Below are 21,584 nucleotides of genomic sequence, written 5' to 3'. Positions count from 1 at the left end.
GCGCCAACGGGGACCGCTTGAGCTCTCGCCCGGCGACGCGCACAAAGAGCCGATGAGCGTCGTCCTGGAACTGCCGCTGCAGCTGCCGCCCGCCGGGTCGCGCGACGTGCGCCGCCGGCTGCACGAGCAGCTGAAGGCCGCGATCCTGGACGGCCGCCTGGCGCCCGGCCTGCAACTGCCGGCCAGCCGCGCCCTGGCCGAGCAGTTGGGCCTCTCGCGCAACACCGCCATGGCCGTCTACGACCTGCTGCTGAGCGAGGGTCACATCGTCTCCAAGCCCGGCGCGGGGACCTTCGTGGCCGGCGGCGCGACGAAGTCGCCGCTGGGACCGGCCACGCGCCCTGAGGCGGCCTTCAACCTGCGCCCCGGGCGTCCGGACGCCAGCGCCTTTCCGTTCGACATCTGGGGGCGGCTGACGGGCCGGGCGCTGCGCCAGTTCGGCCGCGCGGGCGGGGTCTATCGCGAGCCCGCCGGCCACCCGGCGCTGCGTGAGGCGATCGCCGGCCACCTGTCCTTCGCGCGCGGCCTGGCCTGCGCGGCCGAGGATGTGATCGTCACGGTCGGGGCCCAGCAGGCCTTCGACCTGGTGGCCCGCACCCTGGCCGGTCCCGGCAAGACCGTCGTGGTCGAGGATCCCGGCTACCCTGCCGCCCGCGAGGCCTTCGCCGCCGCCGGGGCGCGGGTCGTGGCCGCGCCGGTCGATCGCGAGGGGCTCGTCATCGAGGCTCTGCCGGAACATGCCGCCCTCGTCTGCCTGACGCCCTCGCAGCAGTACCCTCTGGGTCCGTCGCTCTCGCCCGCCCGCCGTATCGCCTTGGCGGACTGGGCGTCCCGTAACGACGCCCTGTTGGTCGAGGACGACTATGGCGGCGAGTTCCGCTTCGAGAGCCCGCCCCAGCCGCCCCTGAGGGCGCAGGATCCCGACGGACGGGTGGTCTATGTCGGCACCTTCTCGCAGAGCCTGCTGCCGGCCCTGCGGATCGGCTTCGTGGTCGCTCCCGCGCGGGCCCGCGACGCCCTGCTGGCCGCCCGCGAGCGCAGCGACTGGCACGGCCCGGCCATCGAGCACGCCACCCTGGCCGCCTTCATCGCCGAGGGCCACCTGGCCCGCCACGTGCGACGGATGCGGCGGGTCTATGCCGAGCGGCGCACCACGCTGCTGGACACCCTGGCCGCCCACGCCGGCGGCAGGCTGGAGCCGATCCCCGCCCCGGCCGGCCTGCATATCACCGCCCTGCTGGCCCCGTCCGCCGACACCCACACCATCGTCGCCCGCGCCGCCGCCCTGGGCGTCGCCGTCGACCCGCTGGAGACCTACGCCGCCGAGCGCGCCTCGCCGCCCGGCCTGGTCCTCGGCTTCGGCCAGATCGAGGCGGCGCGGATCGACGAGGCGGTCCGCCTGCTCGTCAAAGCCATCGGCTAGCCGCGACGTCGCGCCGCGCCGCCAACGCGGTTCGGCAGCATCTCGTTAACCATATGTTCGAAGCTTCCCGACTAGCCTGAGCGGGTCATGGCCGTCACCTTCTCGCGCAAGCCCGCCTATGCCGCCGCCGCGCCCGCTTCGGGCGGGACCGGCGACCTGCGCGCCAAGCTGATGGCGGCCGTCAGCAATCCCTATATCGCCGCCAGCGGCGCGGCCGTGCTGTTCCTGGCCTCGCTGGCGACCCTGGTGCTGATCACCAGCGACCCGCACGCCGGCTCGCCGGTGATTCGCCTGGAACTGACCAAGATCGGCGCTACCAAGAACGCCCCCGACGGCTGGCGCGAGGCGTTGGGCGGCGATCCGGCTCACGAGGCCGAGTTCACGCCGGGCCAGATGGGCCTGTCGCGCAATCCGTTCGCGCCCGTCCCGGCCGAGGCCGAGGGCGAGACGCCGCTTGCCGCGGACCCGCAGAACCTGCCGCCAATCCAGCCGGGTCCGGGCCTGGCCCAGGCCCCGATCGCCGGTCTGACCGCACCGGGTCCCGGCGGCGGCCCCCTGCCGATCATCGGCGCGGACGGCCGCACGGCCGCCGAGGCCTATGCCCGCCCGTTCCAGCCCAATGGCCGCCCCAAGGTGTCGGTGGTCATCGGCGGCCTCGGCCTCAACGCCCAGACCACCCGCGCGGCGATCGAGACCCTGCCCGGCGAGATCACCCTGTCGTTCGCGCCCTATGCCGAAGGCCTGCAAGGCTGGATCGACCTGGCCCGCGCCCACGGCCACGAGGTTCTGCTCGAGACCCCGATGGAGCCGGCCGACTATCCGGCCAACGACCCGGGCCCCTACACCCTGATCGCCGCCAACCGGCCGGAAGACACCGTGCGCAAGCTGGAATGGCTGATGTCGCGCGCCACCGGCTATTTCGGCCTGTCGAACTATCTGGGCGCCCGCTTCGTCGACAGCGACCAGGCGATGGGCGCCTTCAACGCCGTGCTGAAGGCCCGCGGCCTGGCTTTTGTCGACGACGGCCTGGCCGCGCGTCGCGCCGGTCCGATCCCCCGCGCCTCGGCCGATCGCGTCATCGACGACGAGCTGTCGGCCGGCGCCATCGACACCCAGCTGCGCGCGCTGGAGAACGGCGCGGCCGGTCGCGGCCAGTCGCTGGGCTCGGGCTTCGCCTATCCGGTGACCATCACCCAGGTCCGCATCTGGGCCGCCGGCCTGCAAGCGCGGGGCCTGCAACTGGCGCCGGCTTCGGCCCTCGCCCACCGGTAAAACTGGCGCACCACGACAAGTCGTGGAACAAAGCTCGTCATGAGCGAGCGTGAGTATCCCAAGCATCGTCCCAATGTCGGCGTGGTCCTGTTCCATCCCGATGGCCGCGTATGGCTGGGCCGGCGCTATCGGCAGGCCCCGCCATACAACTGGCAATTCCCGCAAGGCGGGGTCGACGACGGCGAGGACCTGGAAGCCGCCGCCCGTCGCGAGCTGGCCGAGGAGACCGGCGTCAGCTCCGTCGAGCTGCTTGGCCGCACCGAGGGCTGGATCGCCTACGACTTCCCGCCCGAGATCCTGGCCGACAAAAAACACTCGCGCGGGTGGCTGGGCCAGAAGCAGGTCTGGTTCGCCTATCGCTTCATCGGCGCGGAGTCCGAGATCGATCTCGAGGCTGACGAACACATCGAGTTCGACGCCTGGAAATGGGGCAGGCTCGACGAAACGCCCGAACTGATCGTACCCTTCAAGCGTGGCGTCTACGAAGCAGTGGTCGCCGCCTTCGCGGGGTACGCGCGCGGCGTCTGATCTGGCGCTGTGGCGCGGGGGAGAACGGTATGGCGGATACGGTTCTGCTGATTCACGGCTACGGGTGCGCGGGGGACGTCTGGGACCCCGTCGCCGCACGCCTGCGCGCCGAAGGCTATCACGTGGTGGCCCCCACTATCCGCTCCGCCGTACGGACGGTCGAGGGTCCCCGCGCGGGCCTGGCCGGCCTGACCCTGGCCGACTACGTCGCCGAGATGAGCGCCCTGGCCCAGACCCTGGCCAAGGAGAACGGCGGCCAAAAGCCGATCGTCATCGGGCACTCGATGGGCGGCCTGATCGCGCAGAAGATCGCCGAAGCCGGCCACGCCGCCGCCATCGCCCTGTTCGCGCCCGGCTCGCCCGCCGACGCACGCGGCAAGCCGAAGCTGTCCCCGGTCTTCACCTTTTTGAACATGGCCCTGCAATCCAAGCCCGAGACCAAGGCGGGCAAGATGTGGAAGACGGGCTTCAAGTTCGGCGTCATGAACGCCGTGCCGGCCGAGCGCCACGACGGCCTCTACGCCAAGATGGTCTATGACAGCGGACAGGTGCTGGCCGACCTGGCCTGGCCGCACAAGGACCCCCACAAGACCGCCCATGTCGACGCCAGCAAGGTCACCGTGCCAGTACTGGTGATGGCGGGCGCGCTGGATCGCACGACTCCCGTCGAGGACGTCCGCCTCGTCGGCAAGAAGTACGCCGGCGCCGACTACCGCGAATACCCCCACAACGCCCATTATCTCATAGATGAGCCGAACACGATGAGCATCCTCTCCGACCTGATCGCCTGGCTGAGCGGCAAGAAGCAGACGCCGGCGGCTCCCGCCGCGACTGCCCCCACGCCGGCTCCCGCCCCGAAGCCGGAACCGGCTCCGACACCCGCGCCCGCCCCGGCGCCCGAACCCGTGAAGGCGGCCGAACCGGCCCCGGTCGCGGCGGCTCCGGCGCCCGCGCCGACCCCAGCTCCGGCGGCGAAGGCTCCGGCCAAGCCGAAGGCGCCCGCCAAACCGAAGGCCGAGGCCAAGCCGGCCGCCGCCAAGGCTCCGGCCGCGAAGGCCGCGCCGAAGGCTCCGGCGGCCAAGGCCGCTCAGAAGGCCCCTGCGGCGAAGGCCGCTCCGAAGGCCAAGGCTCCCGCCGCCGAGAAGGCCGCGCCGGCGCCCAAGGCCGCCGCGCCGAAGAAGGCTGCCGCTCCGGCCGCTAAGGCTCCCGCCGCCAAGGCCCCGGCCAAGGCTGCTCCGGCTCCGAAGGCCGCCGCCAAGCCGGCCGCCAAGGCCGCGCCCGCCCCGAAGGCTGCCGCTAAGGCTGCTCCGGCCGTCAAGGCTCCGGCAGCGAAGGCTCCTGCCAAGGCCGCTGCTCCGAAGGCTGCGGCAGCCCCGAAGGCCGCCACCGCTAAGCCGGCTGCCGCCAAGGCCCCCGCCGCTCCGAAGGCGGCGGCAGCTCCCAAAGCCGCGGCCGCCAAGAAGCCTGCGACAAAGGCGCCCGCCAAAACCTCGCCCAAGGCCGCGAAGTAAGTGTAGGCTGACCCCGCCGGCCGCTTCGCCGGCGGGGTATCTACCAGGGCGTCCATGCGCGCACCCGTGATCATGGTCCACGGCGCTTTTTGCGGCGGCTGGACCTTCGACTCCTTCCGCCAGCCCTTCGAGGCGGCGGGTCATCGCGTGCTGGCGCCCGACCTTATCGGTCATGATGGCGCGAGCAGCGCCGCCGGCGTGTCGATGAACGACTACGCCCGCCAGATCGCCCGCCTGGCCCAGACCTGCGAAACACCGCCGATCCTGATCGGCCACTCCATGGGCGGCCTGGTCGCCCAGATGGCGGCTTCACGCGCCAAGATTTCCAAGCTGATCCTGCTGGCTCCCTCGGCGCCTTGGGGCGTGTCCGGCGCCAGCCTGGAAGAGGCCGTGTCGGCCGTCAGCCTCTACACCTTCGGCCCCTACTGGCTGCAGGCCATCGCGCCCGACTACGGCGTCGTGCGCCGCTATAGCGTCGACAAGCTAGCCCGCCCCGAGCGCAAGGCGATCTTCGCCCGCATGACGGCCGAGAGCGGCCGGGCGCTGTGGGAGACGCTGAACTGGTGGCTGGACCCGTTCATGACGACGTCGGTCTCAGCCCCGGGCTGCCCGGTGCTGGCCATCGCCGGCGGCCAGGACGTGATCCATCCGCCGGCCACGGTCCGCCAGACGGCCGCGCGTCTGGGCGGCGCCGTCGAGGTGTTCCCGCAGATGAGCCACTGGCTGCCCGGGGAACCGGGGTGGGAGCAGGTGGCGGAGCGATGCCTGGCGTTTATCGCGGCCGAGGACAGGGCCGCGGCCTAACCTCCAAATCCGTTTCCCCGGCGAAAGCCGGGGCCCAGATCGAACCCTGAGCGCCCCCAGAACCGGCAAAGGCTGGTGGCGCGAACACCCCAGCCTCTCCGGATGAATCTGGGCCCCGGCTTTCGCCGGGGAAACGGATTTGGAGTGGAAGGCCTACAGTCTAAGCCGCCGGAGAAAACACCTTCAGCCCCAGGATGCCGGCCACGATCAGGCCCAGGCACACCAGCCGCGCGGCGGTCGCCGGCTCCTTGAACAGCACGATGCCGACGATGGCCGTGCCGACCGCGCCCACGCCCGTCCAGACGGCATAGGCCGTGCCCAATGGCAGGGTCTTCACGGCCCAGCCCAGCAGGCCCATGGACAGCACCAGGCTGACGCCGGTGAGCACCGTTGGCACAAGCCGCGTGAAGCCCTCGGTGTATTTCAGGCCGACGGCCCAACCGATTTCGAACAGACCGGCGATGAAGAGAATGATCCAGGCCATGACGAGCCCCTTTTCAGGTGGGGTCGTCCCCGGACAAAGCAAAAGGCGCGAGGGTCGTCCCTCGCGCCTTCGCTTAAATAGGTCCGCCTGAGGGGCGGATCAACCGGTTAGCGGCTGGTGGTGCTGTACAGGATCTGGGCGCGCTCGAAGTTCTTGCCGACCGAGGTCTCGTCCAGCTTCTTCAGGCGCATGAACACCAGGCCGGCGTGACCGCCAGCCCAGGCGTCGTCCCACGACACGGTGAAGCGGCGGAAGTCGCTGCCGACGGTCTGGTCGTTACGGATCAGGCGCAGCTGCGGGCTGTTTTCCCAGGTCGCGTAGTCGTGCAGGGCGTTGGCCAGTTCCTGGGCCTGCTCGGGGGTCTGCGCGTAGTCGATGGTGACCGTGCAGACGTTCTTGTTCGAGCCGGGGTTATCCAGGGTGATGTTGTAGGGCTTCTCAAGCGCCAGGACCCACTGTTCCTTCTTCTTCTTGAAGCCGTAGTCCTTGACCAGCTGGGCGAAGTCGCCGCCGGCGACCGACGGCTTGCAGACCTTGTCCAGCACGTCCATCAGGCGGACCGACAGCGGATCGGTGGTGCGCGGACCACGGACCGGGGCGGTGTAGGTCTCGGCCGGAGCAGCGCCGGCGGCCGGCGCGGCGACGGGCGGAGCGGCTTGATCAGCCGGAGCAGCGGCCGGGGCAGCTTGATCGGCCGGAGCCGCGGCAGGAGCGGCGGCGGGAGCGGCGGCAGGAGCCGGAGCAGTTTCCTGGGCAACGGCGGCGGTCGAGACCGCACCGAGGGCGATCAGGCTGACGAGCGCAAGGCGCATAGGCTGGATATCCCCAACAAGACGAGAGGTCGGCATTAAAACCGACAGGCGGTCCCTCGCAACCCTTATGGCTACCGATTGAGGCGGAGATTGGGTCACAAGTGTAATTTTTTCGCTTGCCGCACGAAAACGCCCCCGATCCGGGTGGAACGAGGGCGTTTCGAAAGCGTCAGCGTCGGCGAAGCTTAAGCCGCTTCGACGGCGTGTTCGGCCAGGATGGTCAGGCCATCGGGCCCCACATCCGCGAACCCGCCCTGGATGTCGAACACCTTGGTCGTCGCGCCGTCCTTCACGGTCACCTTGCCTTCGCGCAGGGTGGTCATGAACGGAGCGTGGCCGGCCAGGACGCCGAAGTCGCCTTCCGTGCCCGGGGCCTGGACCAGGTCCACGTCGCCGGAGAACAGTTCGCGCTCGGGGGCGACCAGAGAGAAGTGCAGCTTGGCCATCAGTTGAAGGTCTCCTCGACGCCGCCCAGGGCGGCCTCGATGTCTTCGTCGGTCTGGATCTCGGCGCCGCAGAAGGGGCAGAAGCGGATGGTGGCCAGCACCACGCCCGTTTCGCCCTCTTCCTCGCGTTCGCCGAGGTTCAGCAGGATCAGGCCGCTGTCATGCTCGATGAGGCTGGCGCTGGCGTCCGGAGACACCGCTTCCGCCAGCTCATCGCAACAGAATTGGCCCAGATCGGCGTCTTCGGTCATTAGGCTTCGGCCGCCATCTTTTCGGCCTTGGCCACGGCTTCCTCGATCGGGCCGACCATGTAGAAGGCGCCTTCCGGCAGGTGGTCGTACTCACCGTCCACGATGCCCTTGAACGAGCGGATCGTGTCCTTCAGCTGGACGAAGGCGCCCGGCGTGTTGGTGAACTGCTCGGCGACGTGGAACGGCTGCGACAGGAAGCGCGAGATCTTGCGGGCGCGCGAGACGACCAGCTTGTCCTCTTCCGACAGCTCGTCCATGCCCAGGATGGCGATGATGTCCTTCAGGGCCTTGTACTGCTGCAGGACTTCCTGGACGCGGCGAGCGACGGTGTAGTGCTCTTCGCCGATGACCAGCGGGTCCATGATGCGCGAGGTCGAGTCCAGCGGGTCCACGGCCGGGAAGATGGCCTGGGCCGCGATGTCACGCGACAGAACGGTGGTGGCGTCCAAGTGGGCGAACGAGGTGGCCGGAGCCGGGTCGGTCAGGTCGTCGGCGGGAACGTAGATGGCCTGGACCGAGGTGATCGAGCCCTTGTTCGTCGAGGTGATGCGCTCCTGCAGGTTGCCCATCTCGGTGGCCAGGGTGGGCTGATAGCCCACGGCCGAGGGGATGCGGCCCAGCAGAGCCGACACTTCGGCGCCGGCTTGGGTGAAGCGGAAGATGTTGTCGACGAACAGCAGCACGTCCTTGCCCTCTTCGTCACGGAAGTATTCCGCGATCGACAGGCCGGTCAGGGCGACGCGGGCGCGGGCGCCCGGGGGTTCGTTCATCTGGCCGTAGACCAGGGCGCAACGCGAGCCTTCGGTCGAGCCGTTGTTGGCCTTCGGGTCGACGTTGACGTTCGACTCGATCATCTCGTGATACAGATCGTTGCCTTCGCGGGTGCGTTCGCCGACGCCGGCCAGAACCGAGTAACCGCCGTAAGCCTTGGCGATGTTGTTGATCAGTTCCTGCATCGTCACGGTCTTGCCGACGCCGGCGCCGCCGAACAGGCCGATCTTGCCGCCCTTGGTGTAGGGGCACATCAGGTCGATGACCTTGATGCCCGTGACCAGCACTTCAGCGGTGTTGGTCTGCTCGGCGAAGGTCGGAGCGTCGCGGTGGATCGGACGCGAGATGTCCGACTGGATCGGGCCCTGTTCGTCGATCGGCTCGCCGATGACGTTCATGATGCGGCCCAGGGTGCCGGGGCCGACCGGGACGCGGATGGCTTCGCCGGTGTCCTTGACGGGCTGGCCGCGGACCAGGCCCTCGGTGGCGTCCATGGCGATGGCGCGGACGGTGTTCTGGCCCAGGTGCTGGGCGACTTCGAACACCAGGCGCTGGCCGGTGGCCTGGTTGACGGTTTCGACGGCGTTCAGGATCGCCGGCAGCGCGCCGTCGAACTCGATGTCGACGACGGCGCCGATGATCTGCACCAGGCGGCCGGTGGCGCCGTCCAGGTTCACCGACGAGGCGACCGGAGCCGAAGCGGCGGCGGCCTTCGGAGCGGCGGCTTTCGGGGCGGCCGGCTTCTTGGCGGCGGGAGCCTTGGTCGCGGCGGCCTTCGGGGCGGCGGCCTTCGGGGCGGTCGTCTTGGCGGCGGCCGGCTTGGCGGCGGCGGGAGCCTTAGCAGGGGTCTTGGCCATGGCGTTCAGGATCTTTCGTGTGCGTCTTCTGCGGGCGTTTTATGGGGGATTCAGGATCAGACGGCTTCGGCGCCGGAGATGATCTCGATCAGCTCCTTGGTGATCTGAGCCTGACGTGAACGGTTGTATTCGAGGGTGTAGCGCTTGATCATGTCGCCGGCGTTGCGCGTGGCGTTGTCCATGGCCGTCATCTGGCTGGCGTAGAAGCCAGCCATGTTGTCGAGCAGGGCCGACAGGATCTGGACCGTCAGGTTGCGCGGCAGCAGGGTCTCGAGAATGGCCTCTTCCGAGGGCTCGTACTCGTAGACCGCGGCCGGGCCGGCGGGGGCCTCGGCGCCGTCGACCACGGCGGGCACCAGCTGCAGGGCGGTCGGGACCTGCTGAACCACCGACTTGAAGCGGCTGTAGAACAGGGTGACCACGTCCACGTCGCCGGCTTCGTACAGGCGCGTGACGACGTCGGCGATCGGCTGGGCGACCGAGAGGGTGAACTGGCGATAGGCCGACAGGTCGAAGTTCTCGACCACCTTGTCGCCGTAGGGGCGCTTCAGCTGGGCGGTGACCTTCTTGCCGACGCAGACGATCTTCACGTCCTTGCCCTGGGCGATCAGGCTGTCGATCCGCTCGCGCGCGGCGCGGACGATCGACGAGGTGAAGCCCCCCGCCAGGCCGCGGTCGGCGGCGGCGACGATCACCAGGTGACGGTCGTCACGGCCCGTGCCGGTCAGCAGCTTCGGCGCGTCGGCGCCGGACACGCCAGCGGCCAGGTTGGCGATGACGCGGGACAGGCGCTGGGCGTAGGGACGCGCGGCCTCGGCCGCATCCTGGCTCCGGCGCAGCTTGGCCGCCGCCACCATCTGCATCGCCTTCGTGATCTTCTGCGTCGCCTTGACGCTCGAGATCCGATTGCGCATTTCCTTTAGGCTTGCCATTCGCCTATCAGACCTTCCTAAACAGCCACCAGGTGGTGTCGTCCATCACGGTCGTCCTTCTCCAGAAGAACCCGCAATCGACCAACACCAGATCCGGGAAGAGATCCAAGTACAGCGAACCAAAATCGTTCTTGAACAGAAGATCTTGTTCGCCGCGATACGTAATAGTCTCAGGCTTGGGCGAGAAATATTCGGCACAGAAGACATACTTGGCCGATACGCGGTGAATTTCGCGCATCGTCGCCTCGAGCTGGGACGGATCCACGTGGATCAGCACCCCCGAGGTGAACGCCATGTCCACGGCCCCGTCGGCCAGCGGGATGGTGTGGCCGAAGCCTTCGAACAGCCGCTCGGCCGGCAGGACGCCGTCCTCGAGCAGCTGCTTGCGGGCCGCGCCGTTGGGCTCGATGCCCCACAGCTCGGCGTCCGACACGGCCGCCAGGCCCCGGAGGTTCAGCCCGACGTTCGGGCCGACTTCCAGGATGCTCGCCGGCGGGTCGCCCGCCAGGCGCGGCAGCACCTGTCCCCAAACCCTCGCGCGGCCGCTCACGGCCTCGGCGGTCACGGCGTTCCGCTGGGTGTAGCGGTCGCCGAACTCACCGGACCAGGCGTCCAAGGATTTGGGGTTGCTCGCCATTTCTCGCCTTAGGCGAAGGTCGCCGAGAAGCTGTCGAGCACGCCCTTCAGCGTGTTCTCCAGGTCCTTGTCGAGGGCCTTCTTGGTGCGGATGCCGTCCAGCAGGTCCTTGTGCTGGCTGTGGAGGCGCGCCAGGAACTCGGTCTCGAAGCGACGCACGGCGCTGGTCGGGATCTTGTCCAGGTAGCCGCGGGTGCCGGCGTAGATCACGCAGACCTGCTCTTCGACGGCCTGCGGGGCGTACTGGGGCTGCTTCAGCAGCTCGGTCAGGCGCTCGCCGCGGGCCAGCATCTTCTGGGTCGAGGCGTCCAGGTCCGAGCCGAACTTCGCGAAGGCGGCCATTTCACGATACTGGGCCAGCTCGCCCTTAATCGGACCGGCGACTTGCTTCATCGCCTTGATCTGGGCCGACGAACCGACGCGCGACACCGAGATGCCGACGTTCACGGCCGGGCGGATGCCCTGGTAGAACAGGTCGGTTTCCAGGAAGATCTGGCCGTCGGTGATCGAGATCACGTTGGTCGGGATGTAGGCCGACACGTCGTTGGCTTGGGTTTCGATGATCGGCAGGGCGGTCAGCGAGCCCGAACCGTTGTCTTCGTTCAGCTTCGCGGCGCGTTCCAGAAGGCGCGAGTGCAGATAGAAGACGTCGCCCGGATAGGCTTCGCGGCCCGGCGGGCGGCGCAGCAGCAGCGACATCTGACGATAGGCGACGGCTTGCTTGGACAGATCGTCATAGATGATCAGGCCGTGCAGGCCGTTGTCGCGGAACCACTCGCCCATGGCGCAGCCCGAGAACGGGGCCAGGTACTGCAGCGGGGCCGGCTCCGAGGCCGAGGCGACGACGACGGTCGTGTATTCCAGGGCGCCGTGCTCTTCCAGGGTCTTGACGATCTGGGCGACGGTCGAGCGCTTCTGGCCGATGGCGACGTAGACGCAGTAGAGCTTGGCGCTCTCGTCCTTGCCGGCGTTGGCGGCCTTCTGGTTCAGGATGGTGTCGATGGCGACGGCGGTCTTGCCGGTCTGACGGTCACCGATGATCAGCTCGCGCTGGCCACGGCCGACCGGGATCAGGGTGTCGATCGACTTCAGGCCGGTCTGCACGGGCTCGTGCACCGACTTGCGCGGGATGATGCCCGGAGCCTTGACGTCGACGCGGCGACGCTCGGTGTATTGGATCGGGCCCTTGCCGTCGATCGGCTCGCCCAGCGGGTTGACGACGCGGCCCAGCAGGCCACGGCCGACCGGCACGTCGACGATTTCGCCCAGGCGGCGGACTTCGTCGCCTTCCTTGATCTCGGCGTCGGCGCCGAAGATCACGGCGCCGACATTGTCGCGCTCCAGGTTCAGGGCCATGCCCTTCACGCCGGCCTTCGGGAATTCCAGCATTTCACCGGCTTGGACGTTGTCCAGGCCGTAGATGCGGGCGATGCCGTCACCGACGGACAGCACCTGGCCGACGTCCGAAACAGCGGCTTCCTCGCCGAAATTGGCGATCTGCGACTTGAGGATGGCCGAAATCTCGGCGGCGCGGATGTCCATGGTCTTCTGGGCTCTCTGCGATCTAATTTTTTTCGAGGCGCTTAATTAAAGGCTTAAGCGCGCTTCAGGGCGAATTTCAGGGAATCGAGCTTCGAACGGAGCGAAGCGTCGAAGAGACGCGAACCGACGCGCACCTTCAGACCGCCCAGCAGGGACGGATCGACGCGCGTGGAAACTTCGGGGGTCTTGCCCAGGGCTTCAGCGAGGGTCGTTTGCACGCCCTTCAGCTGGGCGGCCGACAGGGCGGTGGCCGAGACCACCTCGGCGGTGACGACGCCACGGTGCTTGGCCGACAGTTCGCTGAAGGCCGAGATGGCGCCCAACAGGTCGCCGGTGCGGCCGTTCGAGGCGATCAGGCCCAGGAACTTGGTGGTCAGCATGTCGAACTTGGCCTTCACGGCCACGGCGACCAGGCCCTTGCCCTTGTCCTCGGCCGAGAACGCCGGCGAGGCGATCAGGCGGCGCAGGTCGGCGCTGTCGGCGATCATCGCCTTCAGGCTCTTAAGGTCGGCCTCGACCTTGGCCAGGTTGCCGTTCTCGATCGTCAGTTCGAAGAGGGACTGCGCATAGCGCTGACCCGCATCCGTCGCCTTGGTTTCGTCCGCCACTTGGTATCCGCCCGGTGCGTTGCAAATGGCCGCGAACAAGAAGGTTAACCCTTATCGCGGCTTAAAGGCTTGAGCGCGCTTGTAAAAAGCACATGGAAGGCCGACGCGTCCGCATCGCCCTATCCGAAGCCGCGCGCCTGATAACACGGGCCTTTCGCAGTCGCAACCAAAGGGGCGCGATCAGTCTCCGGCGCGGCGGAACACGGCTGAGGCCGAAGCCGCCAGAGCGCCGTCGGCGCGACGCAGTTCGCCCTGGGCGAAGACCAGGCTGCGGGTGGCCCGCTCGACCCAGCCCTTGGGCTCCAGCACGCCGTCGCCAGCCTCGCCGGCATAGTCCACGGTCATCGAGGCCAGGGCGGTCCCGTCGCCCGCGGCCTTGCGCAGAACGGTTTCCAGCTGGGCGGCCAAGCTCGTGTCCATGTCGGTCAACTAATCACGGTTGCGGAAAAGAAAAGAGGCGGCGGAATAAATCCGCCGCCCCGTTCAGGCGAATGCTCGAGGAAACAGCCAGACGGGCCGGAGAAACGGCGGCCCCAAAAGCGTCTGGTCTCAGGTAAAGCGATACGTGTTCTTACTTAGCCGAAGCCAGGGCGGAACCGCCCTTGGCCGAGGCGTTGCAGCGGGTCAGGTCATCGGCGTCCAGCGACTTGGTTTCGCCGCCGAAGGCCGCGACGCGACCCACTTCCTTGGCGAGGGCCTTGCAGGCCACCGCGGTGAGGGCCCGCGAGGGGGCTTGGGTCGAGACGCACTCGGCGCCCTCGCAGACGAAGACGGCGCCGCCGGCGACGACCTTGGTCTTGGCCGCGACCGGCGCGTCCAGGGCGGCGGCGATGCGGCCGTCGGCGAAGGCCGAGGTGGCGAGCATGGTGAAGGCGGCGGCAGCCGCCAGGGTGCGGAGCTTCATCAGAAAGCCCTCCGGTGTTGGGGAAGTTGCGGTCAGATCGTTGATCGGTGATAAGCGGTACTGGCCGCCCGGCTCCCACCACCCTATCTAGGCGTGGCGCACCGATATCCCCACCGGTGCTTCGGATCCGAACTAAGCATCGCTTAGATATCAGTGATCAGAAATTCCGCAAGTGGAATTTCGTCGATACGTCGATAATTTGGGAAACGGGCATTCCGCGCCGGATGCGGCGAGGCGTGCGCGAAAACGGCGAGGGCCGGGGGCGCCTTTTCCATTCCCCACCACCCCAAGATCGCCTTCCTAGGTCTTGTGCCTAGGACCCATGGTGCAGCTGGGCTCGACAGTGAAAGAAGCGCTTGGTCGACGTTGGCGCACTCAAGCCTGGCGCAGCGACCGCTGAACGATGGGTCGTAGGCACAAGACCTAGGAAGGCAAACATTGTTTGCGGGTGCGGACTCAGAGCCCCAGGATCTGATCGATCCGGCTCTCGGCCTTGGCGTGGATGGCGCGGTCCTGGACCATGCCTTCGGCGCGGGCGTAGCGGCCGTCCTTGCCGACGCGGCGCTTGATGTTCTCGGCGCTGTAGACGTCGACCGTCTTGGGATCGGTGAAGACGCCCAGCACCGCGGCGACCACGCCGCCGATGGCGGCGGCGGCGATCGGGCCGACCATGCTGATCAGGTCATCGCCGAACACCGCCTGCAGGCGCATGATCAGCACTTCGCGATTGGGTTGGTGGTCCATGATCCCGATGGCCCAGTAGACCCCGCCCTCGACGGAGACGGCGAGCAGCACCGGCAGCAGCACGCCCAGCCAGCGCGGACGGACGAATGCTCCGAGCGCGGCGCCGATGATCGCGAAGGCGGCCATGGTGATCATGGCGGAAACCCTACGCCCGGTCTGGTTAAAACCGCGTTCCCAAGGGGCACGGTTGGCCCCGGCCGCCCGTCGAGCCTAAGGTCTCCCCAACCATAAGACGTGCGTGAGGGAGGCTTTGCCATGGACTTCCATCTGCCGCCGGCGCTGACGGCCTATCTGACCGAGCTCGACGCCTTCATCGACAAGGAGATCGCGCCCCTGCAGGCGCGCGACGACAACGAGCGGTTCTTCGACCACCGCCGAGAATGGGCCCGCACCGACTGGGACATGGGCGGCCTGCCCCGGCACGAGTGGGAGGAGCTGCTGGCCAAGGCCCGCAAGCTGGCCGATCAGGCGGGCCACTATCGCTTCGCCCTGCCCAAGGAGTATGGCGGCAAGGACGGTTCCAACCTCTGGATGGCGGTGATCCGCGAGCACCTGGCGTCCAAGGGCTTGGGCCTGTTCAACGACCTGCAGAACGAGCACTCGATCGTCGGCAACAATCCGTTCGTGCTGATGCTGCGCGACTTCGGCCGACCCGACCAGCAGCACCTGATCAGCGACATGCTGGACAGGGGCGCTTTCCGCCCGACCTTTGGCCTGACGGAGCCCGAGCACGGCTCGGACGCCACCTTCATGGAGACCCGCGCGGTCCGCGAGGAGCACAAGGGCGAGGCCGGCTGGCGGATCAATGGCCAGAAGATGTGGACCACGGGCATGCACGCGGCCACCCACTGCTGCCTGTTCGCCCGCACGTCCGGCGAGGACGGCGACGCGCGGGGCATTACCGCCTTCCTGATCCCGGCCCATGCGCCGGGGGTCAAGGTCGAGGAGTATCTCTGGACCTTCAACATGCCGACCGATCACCCAAGGGTCAGCTTCACCAATGTCTGGGTCCCTGACAGCGCGATGTTCGGACCGGAGGGCGGCGGCCTGTCGATCGCCCAGCACTTCGTCCACGAGAACCGCATCCGCCAGGCGGCCTCCAGCCTGGGCGCGGCGGTGTTCTGCATAGAAGAAAGCATCGCGTACGCACGCGCGCGCAAGCCGTTCGGCAAGGCCTTGGCCGAGAACCAGGCCATCCAGTTCCCGATCGTCGAGCTGTCGACCCAGGCCGAGATGTTGCGCCTGCTGATCCGCAAGACCGCCTGGGAGATGGACCAGATGTCCAAGGTCGAGGTCGAAAAGCGCCTCTCCGACAAGGTCTCGATGTGTAACTACTGGGCCAACCGCCTGTGCTGCGAGGCCGCCGACCGGGCCATGCAGATCCATGGCGGCATCGGCTATTCGCGCCACAAGCCGTTCGAGCACATCTACCGCCACCACCGCCGCTACCGGATCACCGAGGGCTCGGAGGAGATCCAGATGCGCAAGGTCGCCGCCTGGCTGTTCGGCTACATGGGTCCGCGCAAGAAGGCGTTCGCCGAGCTCTGAGGCGGAACCCTCTACATGTCGAAGGTTTAATCCGCCGCGACCTGGCGTAGTGTCGCGGAAACGCTACCTAACAGCGGTACGCGAGCATACATGTTCGCATTCTGGTTGGACGAGCCTGCTGATCCGCTTCTTCGAAGCGGGCAGGCTCTCGCGGAGGGACTTGATGAACCGTCTGGCTCGTAACGCAGCGCGCGTGGCCCTGATCGTCGCCATCCCGGCGACCCTGGCCGGCTGCGGGATCAACACCATCCCCACCCAGGACGAGGCGACCAAGGCCGCCTGGGGCCAGGTGCAGAACGACTACCAGCGCCGGGCCGACCTGATCCCGAACCTGGTCGCCACCGTGAAGGGCTACGCGGCCCAGGAGAAGGACGTGCTGACCGCCGTCACCGCCGCCCGCGCCAGCGCCACCCAGGTCAAGGTCGACGCCTCGACCATCACCGACCCGGCCCAGTTCCAGAAGTTCGCCGCCTCGCAGGACCAGCTGTCCGGCGTGCTGGGGCGCCTGATGGTGATCCAGGAGCAGTATCCGGACCTGAAGTCGAACCAGAACTTCCTGGCGCTGCAAAGCCAGCTGGAAGGCACCGAGAACCGCATCGCGATCTCGCGTCGCGACTACAACCTGGCGGCTCAGCAGTACAACACGACGCTGCGCACCTTCCCCAGCGTGCTGTGGGCCAAGACCCTGTACAGCGGCCAGAAGCCGGCCCAGCTGTTCCAGGCCTCGGCCTCGGCGCAGAGCGCGCCGACGGTGGACTTCAGCGCGCCTCCCACGGCAACGCCGCCGAAAGTCCAATAACTTGTTCTATCTCCGCTCATCCCCGCGGAAGCGGGGACCCAAGCCGAGCATGACGGTTTCGCGTGGCGCTACAGCCGCCAACGCCGCTTGGGTCCCCGCTTTCGCGGGGATGAGCGGGTTTTGGGTGGCTTTGGTCTTAGCCTTGACCCTTGCCCTCCCCGCCCTCGCCGCGCCGACCTTCCCGGCCCTGACCGGCCGCGTGGTCGACGGGGCCGGGATCCTGTCGCCGGACGCCGAGCGCGATCTGTCGGCCAAGCTGGAGAACCTCGAGACCACGACCGGCCGCCAGCTGGTCGTGGCCACGGTCCCCAGCCTGCAGGGCTATCCGATCGAGGACTACGGCTACCAGCTGGGCCGGACCTGGGGCATCGGCGAAAAGGACAAGAACACGGGCGTCATCCTGCTGGTCGCGCCCAACGAGCGGAAGGTGCGGATCGAGGTCGGCTATGGGCTGGAGCCCGTCCTGACCGACGCCCTGTCCAGCGTCATCATCCAGAGCGCCATCCTGCCGAAGTTTCGCGATGGCGACATGGAAGGCGGCATCGTCGCGGGGACCAACGCCCTGGTCGAGCAGCTGAGCCTGCCCGCCGACCAGGCCAAGGCCCGCATCGCGCAGGCCAGCCAGCCCGCCAAGCACAAGGCCCAGGGCTCGCCGATCGTCGGGCTGCTGGTCTTCCTGTTCATCATCTTCGTGTTCTCGAGCCTGTTCCGAGGCCGGCGCGGCCGCAGCGGCCTCTCCTCGGCCCTGCCCTGGATCATCCTCAGCGCGCTGAACAACAGCGGGCGCGGCGGAGGCGGCTGGAGCGGAGGCGGCGGCAGCGGCTGGGGCGGCGGCGGAGGCGGCTTCTCCGGCGGCGGCGGATCGTTCGGCGGCGGCGGCAGTTCGGGGAGCTGGTGAGATGGCGACACGCATGACCCCGCAGGACCTCGACCGCATCGCCGGCGCGGTCGCCGAGGCGGAAAAGACAACCGCCGGCGAGATCTTCTGCGTCCTGGCGCCCGAGGTGTCGGACTATCGCGAGACCCCGCTGGTGTGGGCCGCCGCCACGGCGCTCGTCTTGCCGGCCGCCGCGCTGTTCGCCGGCTTCCGGCCCGAGATGCTGACCCGGCTGTTCGGCGGCTGGAGCATCGGCCACCAGGCGGCCCTGGACGGCGCGATCCTGTCGGCGCTGTCGACCTATATCGCCCTGCAGCTGGTGGTGTTCGTGATCGCGGCCCTGGTCGTATCGATCCCGCCGGTGCGCCGCGCCCTCACCCCCGGTTCGCTGAAGACCGCCCGCGTGCGCCGCGCGGCCATGGAGCAGTTCCTGGGCCACGGCCTGCACGTCACCCGTGACCGCACCGGCGTGCTGATCTTCGCCGCCCTAGCCGAGCACCGGGTCGAGGTCATCGCCGACGAGGGCATCTACAAGGCCGCGCCCGACACGGTCTGGGACGAGGTGGTGGCCGACCTGGTCGGCGGCCTCAAGCAAGGCAAGATCGCCGACGGCTTCGTCGCCGCCGTCACCCGCACCGGCGCGATCCTGGCCGCCCACGTCCCCCCGCGCGGCGACGACCGCAACGAACTGCCCGACGGCCTGACGATCCTGCCCAAGCGGTAGCACTTTCGGGAAACCTAGACCGTCTCAAAACGCTTTCCTGAATGACCATCAGGCCTGAATGACCATCAGGAGAGCCGCCATGTCCGACTTCGACGCCTTTCTCGAGATCCGCCGCCAGGCCGCCGAGGCCTATGTGAACGGACATGCCGGACCGCTGGGCGTGATGGCCGCCACCGCTTGCCCGGCCAGCTTCTTCCCACCGCGCGGCGGGCACGAGGAAGGCGCCGAGTGGGTGGCCAACATCTATGCCCGCGACGCCGAGGTCTTCTGCGAGGGCGGCGAGACGCGGCTGGAGATCCTGCACAGCGACAGCGTCGGCGACCTCGCCTACTGGACCGGGCTGCAGCACGCCAAGGTGCGCATGGCCGGCAAGCCCGAGCCGGTCGAAATGCACCTGCGGATCACCGAACTGTTCCGCCGCGAGGACGGCGGCTGGAAACTGGTCCACCGCCATGCGGATCCTCTGGCGGAGGCGGGAGCGTAAGGTCCCGGCGTGATGCGGGGCGGCCGCCAAAGCGACCGCCCCTCACCCATTAGAACGACTTGCGGATCGTCACGCCCGCAGTGCGCGGCTGGCCCACCGAATAGCCCAGGCGCGCCCGGCCGCCGCGTTCGCGGTCGAAGGACAGCAGGGCGTTCTCGTCGAACAGGTTGTTGACGTAGAGGGTGATGTCCACGCCGTCCGTCATCTCGACCCCGGCGCTGAGATTGACGATCTCATAGCTGGGCAGCTGCAGGTTCACGACCGTCGGCACGGTCCCCGTCGCCCCGCCGAACGGCAGGCCCGAGACGAACGAGCGCGGGTTGTTCTCCTGGTCGCTGGCCTGGGTGTAGCGGCTGCCGACGTGCTGGACCGAAGCCTTCAGATAGCCGTTCGCGCCATCCCACACCTCGCGGCTGTAGGTGACGTCGAACGAGACCTGGAACTTGGGCACCGACGGCAGGCGGTTGCCCTCGCGGATGCCGCCGATCACCGCGCCCGTGCCGTCCTTCACCGTGGTGTCGAACTCGGCTTCCAGCAGGCTGCCCGACAGGCCGATGTCCAACCCCGGGGCCAGGCGCGCGGTCAGCTCGCCCTCGACGCCCTTGGTGTGGGCCTTGGCCACGTTGAACACCACGCGCGAGCTGCACGAACCGGCGTCCAGGGTGGTCTGCAGGTTCTTGATGTCGGTGTAGAACACCGCGCCGTTGAAGGTGACGCCGCCGAAGCGCGACTTCACGCCGCCCTCGTAGTTCCACAGCGTCTCGTCGTCATACTTCTGGTAGCCGCCGAAGATCGCCCGGTCCTGGGCCGAGCACAGCGGCAGGTTCAGCGGGTCGTTGACGCCGCCCAGGCGGAAGCCCTTCGAAGCCTGGGCGTTGAAGGTGACGCGGTCGGTCGCCTCGTAGCTCAGCAGGAAGCGCGGGGTGAAGCCGTCCGACGAGGTCTTGTCGGTGCGGTTGTCGCCGTTGGCGAACAGGCCGCCGGACTTGAACTGCCGGGTTTCGCTGAAGTCGTAGTAGCGCCCGCCCGCCGTCGCGGTCAGCTTGCCCAGGGTGTAGTTCACCTCCCCGAACACCGCCTTCTGTTTGATGTTGTAGGGCAGGTAGGCGTTGTAGGGTGAGTTGGCCGCGAAGCCGTTGCGCACCGCCGCCGAGGTGCCGGCGCCCAGCACGGCGTCGGTATAGGCGTCGTAGCCGGGGGTCGGCAGGGTCTGCTCATAGACGCGGTCGACCTTGGAATAGAAGCCGCCGACCACCCACTGGAACGGCCCCTCGCCGGTCGAGGCCAGGCGCAGTTCCTGGGTGAATTGCTCGAGATCGGTGGTGTCGACCAGCTTGGACGGCAGGGTCACCGCCGCGGCCGGGAAGCCCAGATCGACCGAGACGCTGCCCGACAGCGCGCTGGCGTCGCGGTTCACGGTGATGTTGCGGTCGATATAGCTGGTGACCGAGGTCAGGGTCGCGCCGCCCAGATTGAGGTTGGCGGTCAGGTCCGCCAGCATCGTGTCGTCGGCGAAGCTTTCGTCCAGCAGCAGGTACTGTTCACGCTCACCCAGGGCGATCTTGGGCCGCGTCGTGGTGTTGGGATTGGCGAAGAGGTTGAACGATTCCTGGCGGTTGAAGCCGTGGGCCCGGATCTCCTGGTAGACGATGCGGGGGGTGAAGTTGAAGGTCTCGTTCGGCTCGACATAGAACGACACCCGGCCGCCGCGACGCGTGCCGTCATTGACGTTCTTCTCAACCTTGCCGCCTTCCTTACGGGCGTCGATGAAGCCGCCGTAGCGGGTCAGGTAGCCGACCGCGCGCATGGCGACCTTGTCGGAGATCGGGATGTTGACCGCGCCCTTCACGTGGCCGCCGAAGTCGTCGCCGCCCACCAGGTTGGCGTTGGCCTCGAAGGTCCCTTCCTTCACGCCCAGCTTGGGCTGGTTGGTGATGTAGCGGATCGTGCCGCCGACCGAACCCGAGCCGAACAGCGTGCCCTGCGGACCGCGCAGGGTCTCGACGCGGTTCAGGTCAAAGAGGTCGATGTCGGGCGTGAACAGCGACAGCGAGATCACGGACTCGTCGAGATAGACCCCGACCTGCTCCTTGACGCCCGGCTGGTCGCGGACGACCTGGCCGGCCGAGACCCCGCGCACCGAGACCTGGCTCTGGCCCGGGCCCAGGTTCTGGATCGTCAGGCCGGCCACGTTGCGCGACAGGTCTTCCAGGGTGACGGCGCCCGAGCGCTGGATGTCCTTTTCCGTCTGGGCGTTGATCGAGAAGGGGATGTCCTGGATCGTCGCGTCGCGCTTGGTGGCGGTGACGATGATCTCCTCGACGGCGGTGTCCTGCTGAGCGGCGGCCAGACCTGGCAGCAACAGCAGTGTAGAGAGCGCGCTGGCGCCCAGCAGCGCGCGACGCGCCTGACGGCGCGATGTAGCTTTGGTCATTCTTACCTCCCGTACGGCATTTTTTGGCGTCGCGAGGTCGAGCTCACGACACAATCGCAGCGTTCATCCTGGAATCGGGGAAAGTCAACGCGAAACGAAAGGCCGAGAAATCAGTGTTTTAGACACCGGTGTCCGAAGCTTTCGAAATCGACGTATGAAAAGTGGGTCCGAACAGGGACTGCATGACGTTGAC

At 68.1% G+C, this 21,584-nt stretch carries 23 protein-coding genes; 10 read left to right on the top strand and 13 right to left on the bottom strand.

Annotated features, from left to right (window positions below):
* Positions 1 to 52: 52 nt before the first annotated feature.
* The 5 genes from J7528_RS13005 (at position 53) to J7528_RS12985 (ending at position 5,538) form a co-directional block, all read left to right on the top strand.
* Positions 53 to 1,423 carry a PLP-dependent aminotransferase family protein gene (locus J7528_RS13005; protein WP_291874889.1) on the top strand — a complete coding sequence of 457 codons (1,371 nt, stop codon included), beginning with the start codon at positions 53 to 55 and terminating at the stop codon, positions 1,421 to 1,423.
* 87 nt (positions 1,424 to 1,510) lie between these two features.
* Entirely contained in the window at positions 1,511 to 2,695 is a 1,185-nt protein-coding gene (locus J7528_RS13000; RefSeq protein ID WP_291874886.1) for a divergent polysaccharide deacetylase family protein, read from the top strand.
* Positions 2,696 to 2,734: 39 nt separating this feature from the next.
* Entirely contained in the window at positions 2,735 to 3,223 is a 489-nt protein-coding gene (locus tag J7528_RS12995) for an RNA pyrophosphohydrolase (protein ID WP_291874883.1), read from the top strand.
* 29 nt (positions 3,224 to 3,252) lie between these two features.
* Positions 3,253 to 4,734, top strand: a complete 1,482-nt coding sequence (locus tag J7528_RS12990; RefSeq protein WP_291874880.1) for an alpha/beta fold hydrolase — start codon at positions 3,253 to 3,255, stop codon at positions 4,732 to 4,734.
* A 54-nt stretch (positions 4,735 to 4,788) separates the two neighbouring features.
* The gene (locus J7528_RS12985; RefSeq protein ID WP_291874878.1) at positions 4,789 to 5,538 is read left to right on the top strand and encodes an alpha/beta hydrolase; all 750 of its coding nucleotides are present in this window, start codon (positions 4,789 to 4,791) and stop codon (positions 5,536 to 5,538) included.
* A 160-nt stretch (positions 5,539 to 5,698) separates the two neighbouring features.
* Here J7528_RS12985 and sugE read toward each other — a convergent pair whose 3' ends face one another.
* The 12 genes from sugE to J7528_RS12925 all read right to left on the bottom strand — a co-directional run bounded on the left by sugE (position 5,699) and on the right by J7528_RS12925 (position 14,660).
* On the bottom strand, positions 5,699 to 6,022 hold the full coding sequence (sugE, locus tag J7528_RS12980) for a quaternary ammonium compound efflux SMR transporter SugE (RefSeq protein ID WP_291874875.1): 324 nt from the start codon (positions 6,020 to 6,022) through the stop codon (positions 5,699 to 5,701).
* A gap of 107 nt (positions 6,023 to 6,129) precedes the next feature.
* Positions 6,130 to 6,870, bottom strand: a complete 741-nt coding sequence (locus J7528_RS12975) for a hypothetical protein (RefSeq protein ID WP_291874873.1) — start codon at positions 6,868 to 6,870, stop codon at positions 6,130 to 6,132.
* 149 nt (positions 6,871 to 7,019) lie between these two features.
* Positions 7,020 to 7,280: an ATP synthase F1 subunit epsilon gene (locus J7528_RS12970; protein WP_047412005.1), complete on the bottom strand. Its 261-nt coding sequence runs from the start codon at positions 7,278 to 7,280 to the stop codon at positions 7,020 to 7,022.
* Entirely contained in the window at positions 7,280 to 7,531 is a 252-nt protein-coding gene (locus tag J7528_RS12965; RefSeq protein WP_291874864.1) for a hypothetical protein, read from the bottom strand. Before J7528_RS12965 ends, J7528_RS12970 begins: the two co-directional genes overlap by 1 nt.
* A complete protein-coding gene (gene atpD / locus J7528_RS12960; protein WP_291874861.1) occupies positions 7,531 to 9,159 on the bottom strand; it encodes a F0F1 ATP synthase subunit beta in 1,629 nt (542 codons plus the stop codon). Before atpD ends, J7528_RS12965 begins: the two co-directional genes overlap by 1 nt.
* A 56-nt stretch (positions 9,160 to 9,215) precedes the next feature.
* A complete protein-coding gene (locus J7528_RS12955) occupies positions 9,216 to 10,091 on the bottom strand; it encodes a F0F1 ATP synthase subunit gamma (protein ID WP_291874858.1) in 876 nt (291 codons plus the stop codon).
* 7 nt (positions 10,092 to 10,098) lie between these two features.
* Positions 10,099 to 10,728 (bottom strand): pseudaminic acid biosynthesis-associated methylase, encoded by a 630-nt coding sequence (locus tag J7528_RS12950; RefSeq protein ID WP_291874856.1) that lies wholly within the window; start codon positions 10,726 to 10,728, stop codon positions 10,099 to 10,101.
* 8 nt (positions 10,729 to 10,736) lie between these two features.
* Positions 10,737 to 12,269: a F0F1 ATP synthase subunit alpha gene (atpA, locus tag J7528_RS12945; protein WP_291874853.1), complete on the bottom strand. Its 1,533-nt coding sequence runs from the start codon at positions 12,267 to 12,269 to the stop codon at positions 10,737 to 10,739.
* Positions 12,270 to 12,322: 53 nt separating this feature from the next.
* A complete protein-coding gene (locus J7528_RS12940) occupies positions 12,323 to 12,877 on the bottom strand; it encodes a F0F1 ATP synthase subunit delta (RefSeq protein ID WP_291874851.1) in 555 nt (184 codons plus the stop codon).
* A 180-nt stretch (positions 12,878 to 13,057) separates the two neighbouring features.
* Positions 13,058 to 13,297 carry a hotdog domain-containing protein gene (locus J7528_RS12935; RefSeq protein ID WP_291874848.1) on the bottom strand — a complete coding sequence of 80 codons (240 nt, stop codon included), beginning with the start codon at positions 13,295 to 13,297 and terminating at the stop codon, positions 13,058 to 13,060.
* 151 nt (positions 13,298 to 13,448) lie between these two features.
* Positions 13,449 to 13,781, bottom strand: coding sequence for a hypothetical protein (locus J7528_RS12930; RefSeq protein WP_291874846.1), 333 nt, complete (start codon positions 13,779 to 13,781; stop codon positions 13,449 to 13,451).
* Positions 13,782 to 14,237: 456 nt separating this feature from the next.
* Positions 14,238 to 14,660 carry a hypothetical protein gene (locus J7528_RS12925; RefSeq protein ID WP_291874845.1) on the bottom strand — a complete coding sequence of 141 codons (423 nt, stop codon included), beginning with the start codon at positions 14,658 to 14,660 and terminating at the stop codon, positions 14,238 to 14,240.
* A 120-nt stretch (positions 14,661 to 14,780) separates the two neighbouring features.
* Between J7528_RS12925 and J7528_RS12920 the strand changes: the two genes are divergently transcribed.
* From J7528_RS12920 to J7528_RS12900, 5 genes are all read left to right on the top strand, one after another.
* Positions 14,781 to 16,073, top strand: a complete 1,293-nt coding sequence (locus tag J7528_RS12920) for an acyl-CoA dehydrogenase (protein WP_291874842.1) — start codon at positions 14,781 to 14,783, stop codon at positions 16,071 to 16,073.
* 163 nt (positions 16,074 to 16,236) lie between these two features.
* Positions 16,237 to 16,872 (top strand): LemA family protein, encoded by a 636-nt coding sequence (locus J7528_RS12915; protein ID WP_291874839.1) that lies wholly within the window; start codon positions 16,237 to 16,239, stop codon positions 16,870 to 16,872.
* A 109-nt stretch (positions 16,873 to 16,981) separates the two neighbouring features.
* Positions 16,982 to 17,770, top strand: coding sequence for a TPM domain-containing protein (locus J7528_RS12910; protein ID WP_291874929.1), 789 nt, complete (start codon positions 16,982 to 16,984; stop codon positions 17,768 to 17,770).
* Between the two features lies 1 nt (position 17,771).
* Positions 17,772 to 18,473 carry a TPM domain-containing protein gene (locus tag J7528_RS12905; RefSeq protein ID WP_291874837.1) on the top strand — a complete coding sequence of 234 codons (702 nt, stop codon included), beginning with the start codon at positions 17,772 to 17,774 and terminating at the stop codon, positions 18,471 to 18,473.
* Positions 18,474 to 18,552: 79 nt separating this feature from the next.
* Positions 18,553 to 18,957, top strand: coding sequence for a nuclear transport factor 2 family protein (locus J7528_RS12900; RefSeq protein WP_291874835.1), 405 nt, complete (start codon positions 18,553 to 18,555; stop codon positions 18,955 to 18,957).
* Between the two features lie 49 nt (positions 18,958 to 19,006).
* Here J7528_RS12900 and J7528_RS12895 read toward each other — a convergent pair whose 3' ends face one another.
* Positions 19,007 to 21,391 carry a TonB-dependent receptor gene (locus tag J7528_RS12895; RefSeq protein WP_291874833.1) on the bottom strand — a complete coding sequence of 795 codons (2,385 nt, stop codon included), beginning with the start codon at positions 21,389 to 21,391 and terminating at the stop codon, positions 19,007 to 19,009.
* Between the last annotated feature and the right edge of the window lie 193 nt (positions 21,392 to 21,584).

It is taken from the genome of Caulobacter sp. (genome assembly GCF_017744445.1).
In the GTDB taxonomy this organism is placed as follows: Bacteria; Pseudomonadota; Alphaproteobacteria; order Caulobacterales; family Caulobacteraceae; genus Caulobacter.
Note: the sequence above shows the minus strand (reverse complement) of the source record. Positions and strands in the feature narration are given on the sequence as shown.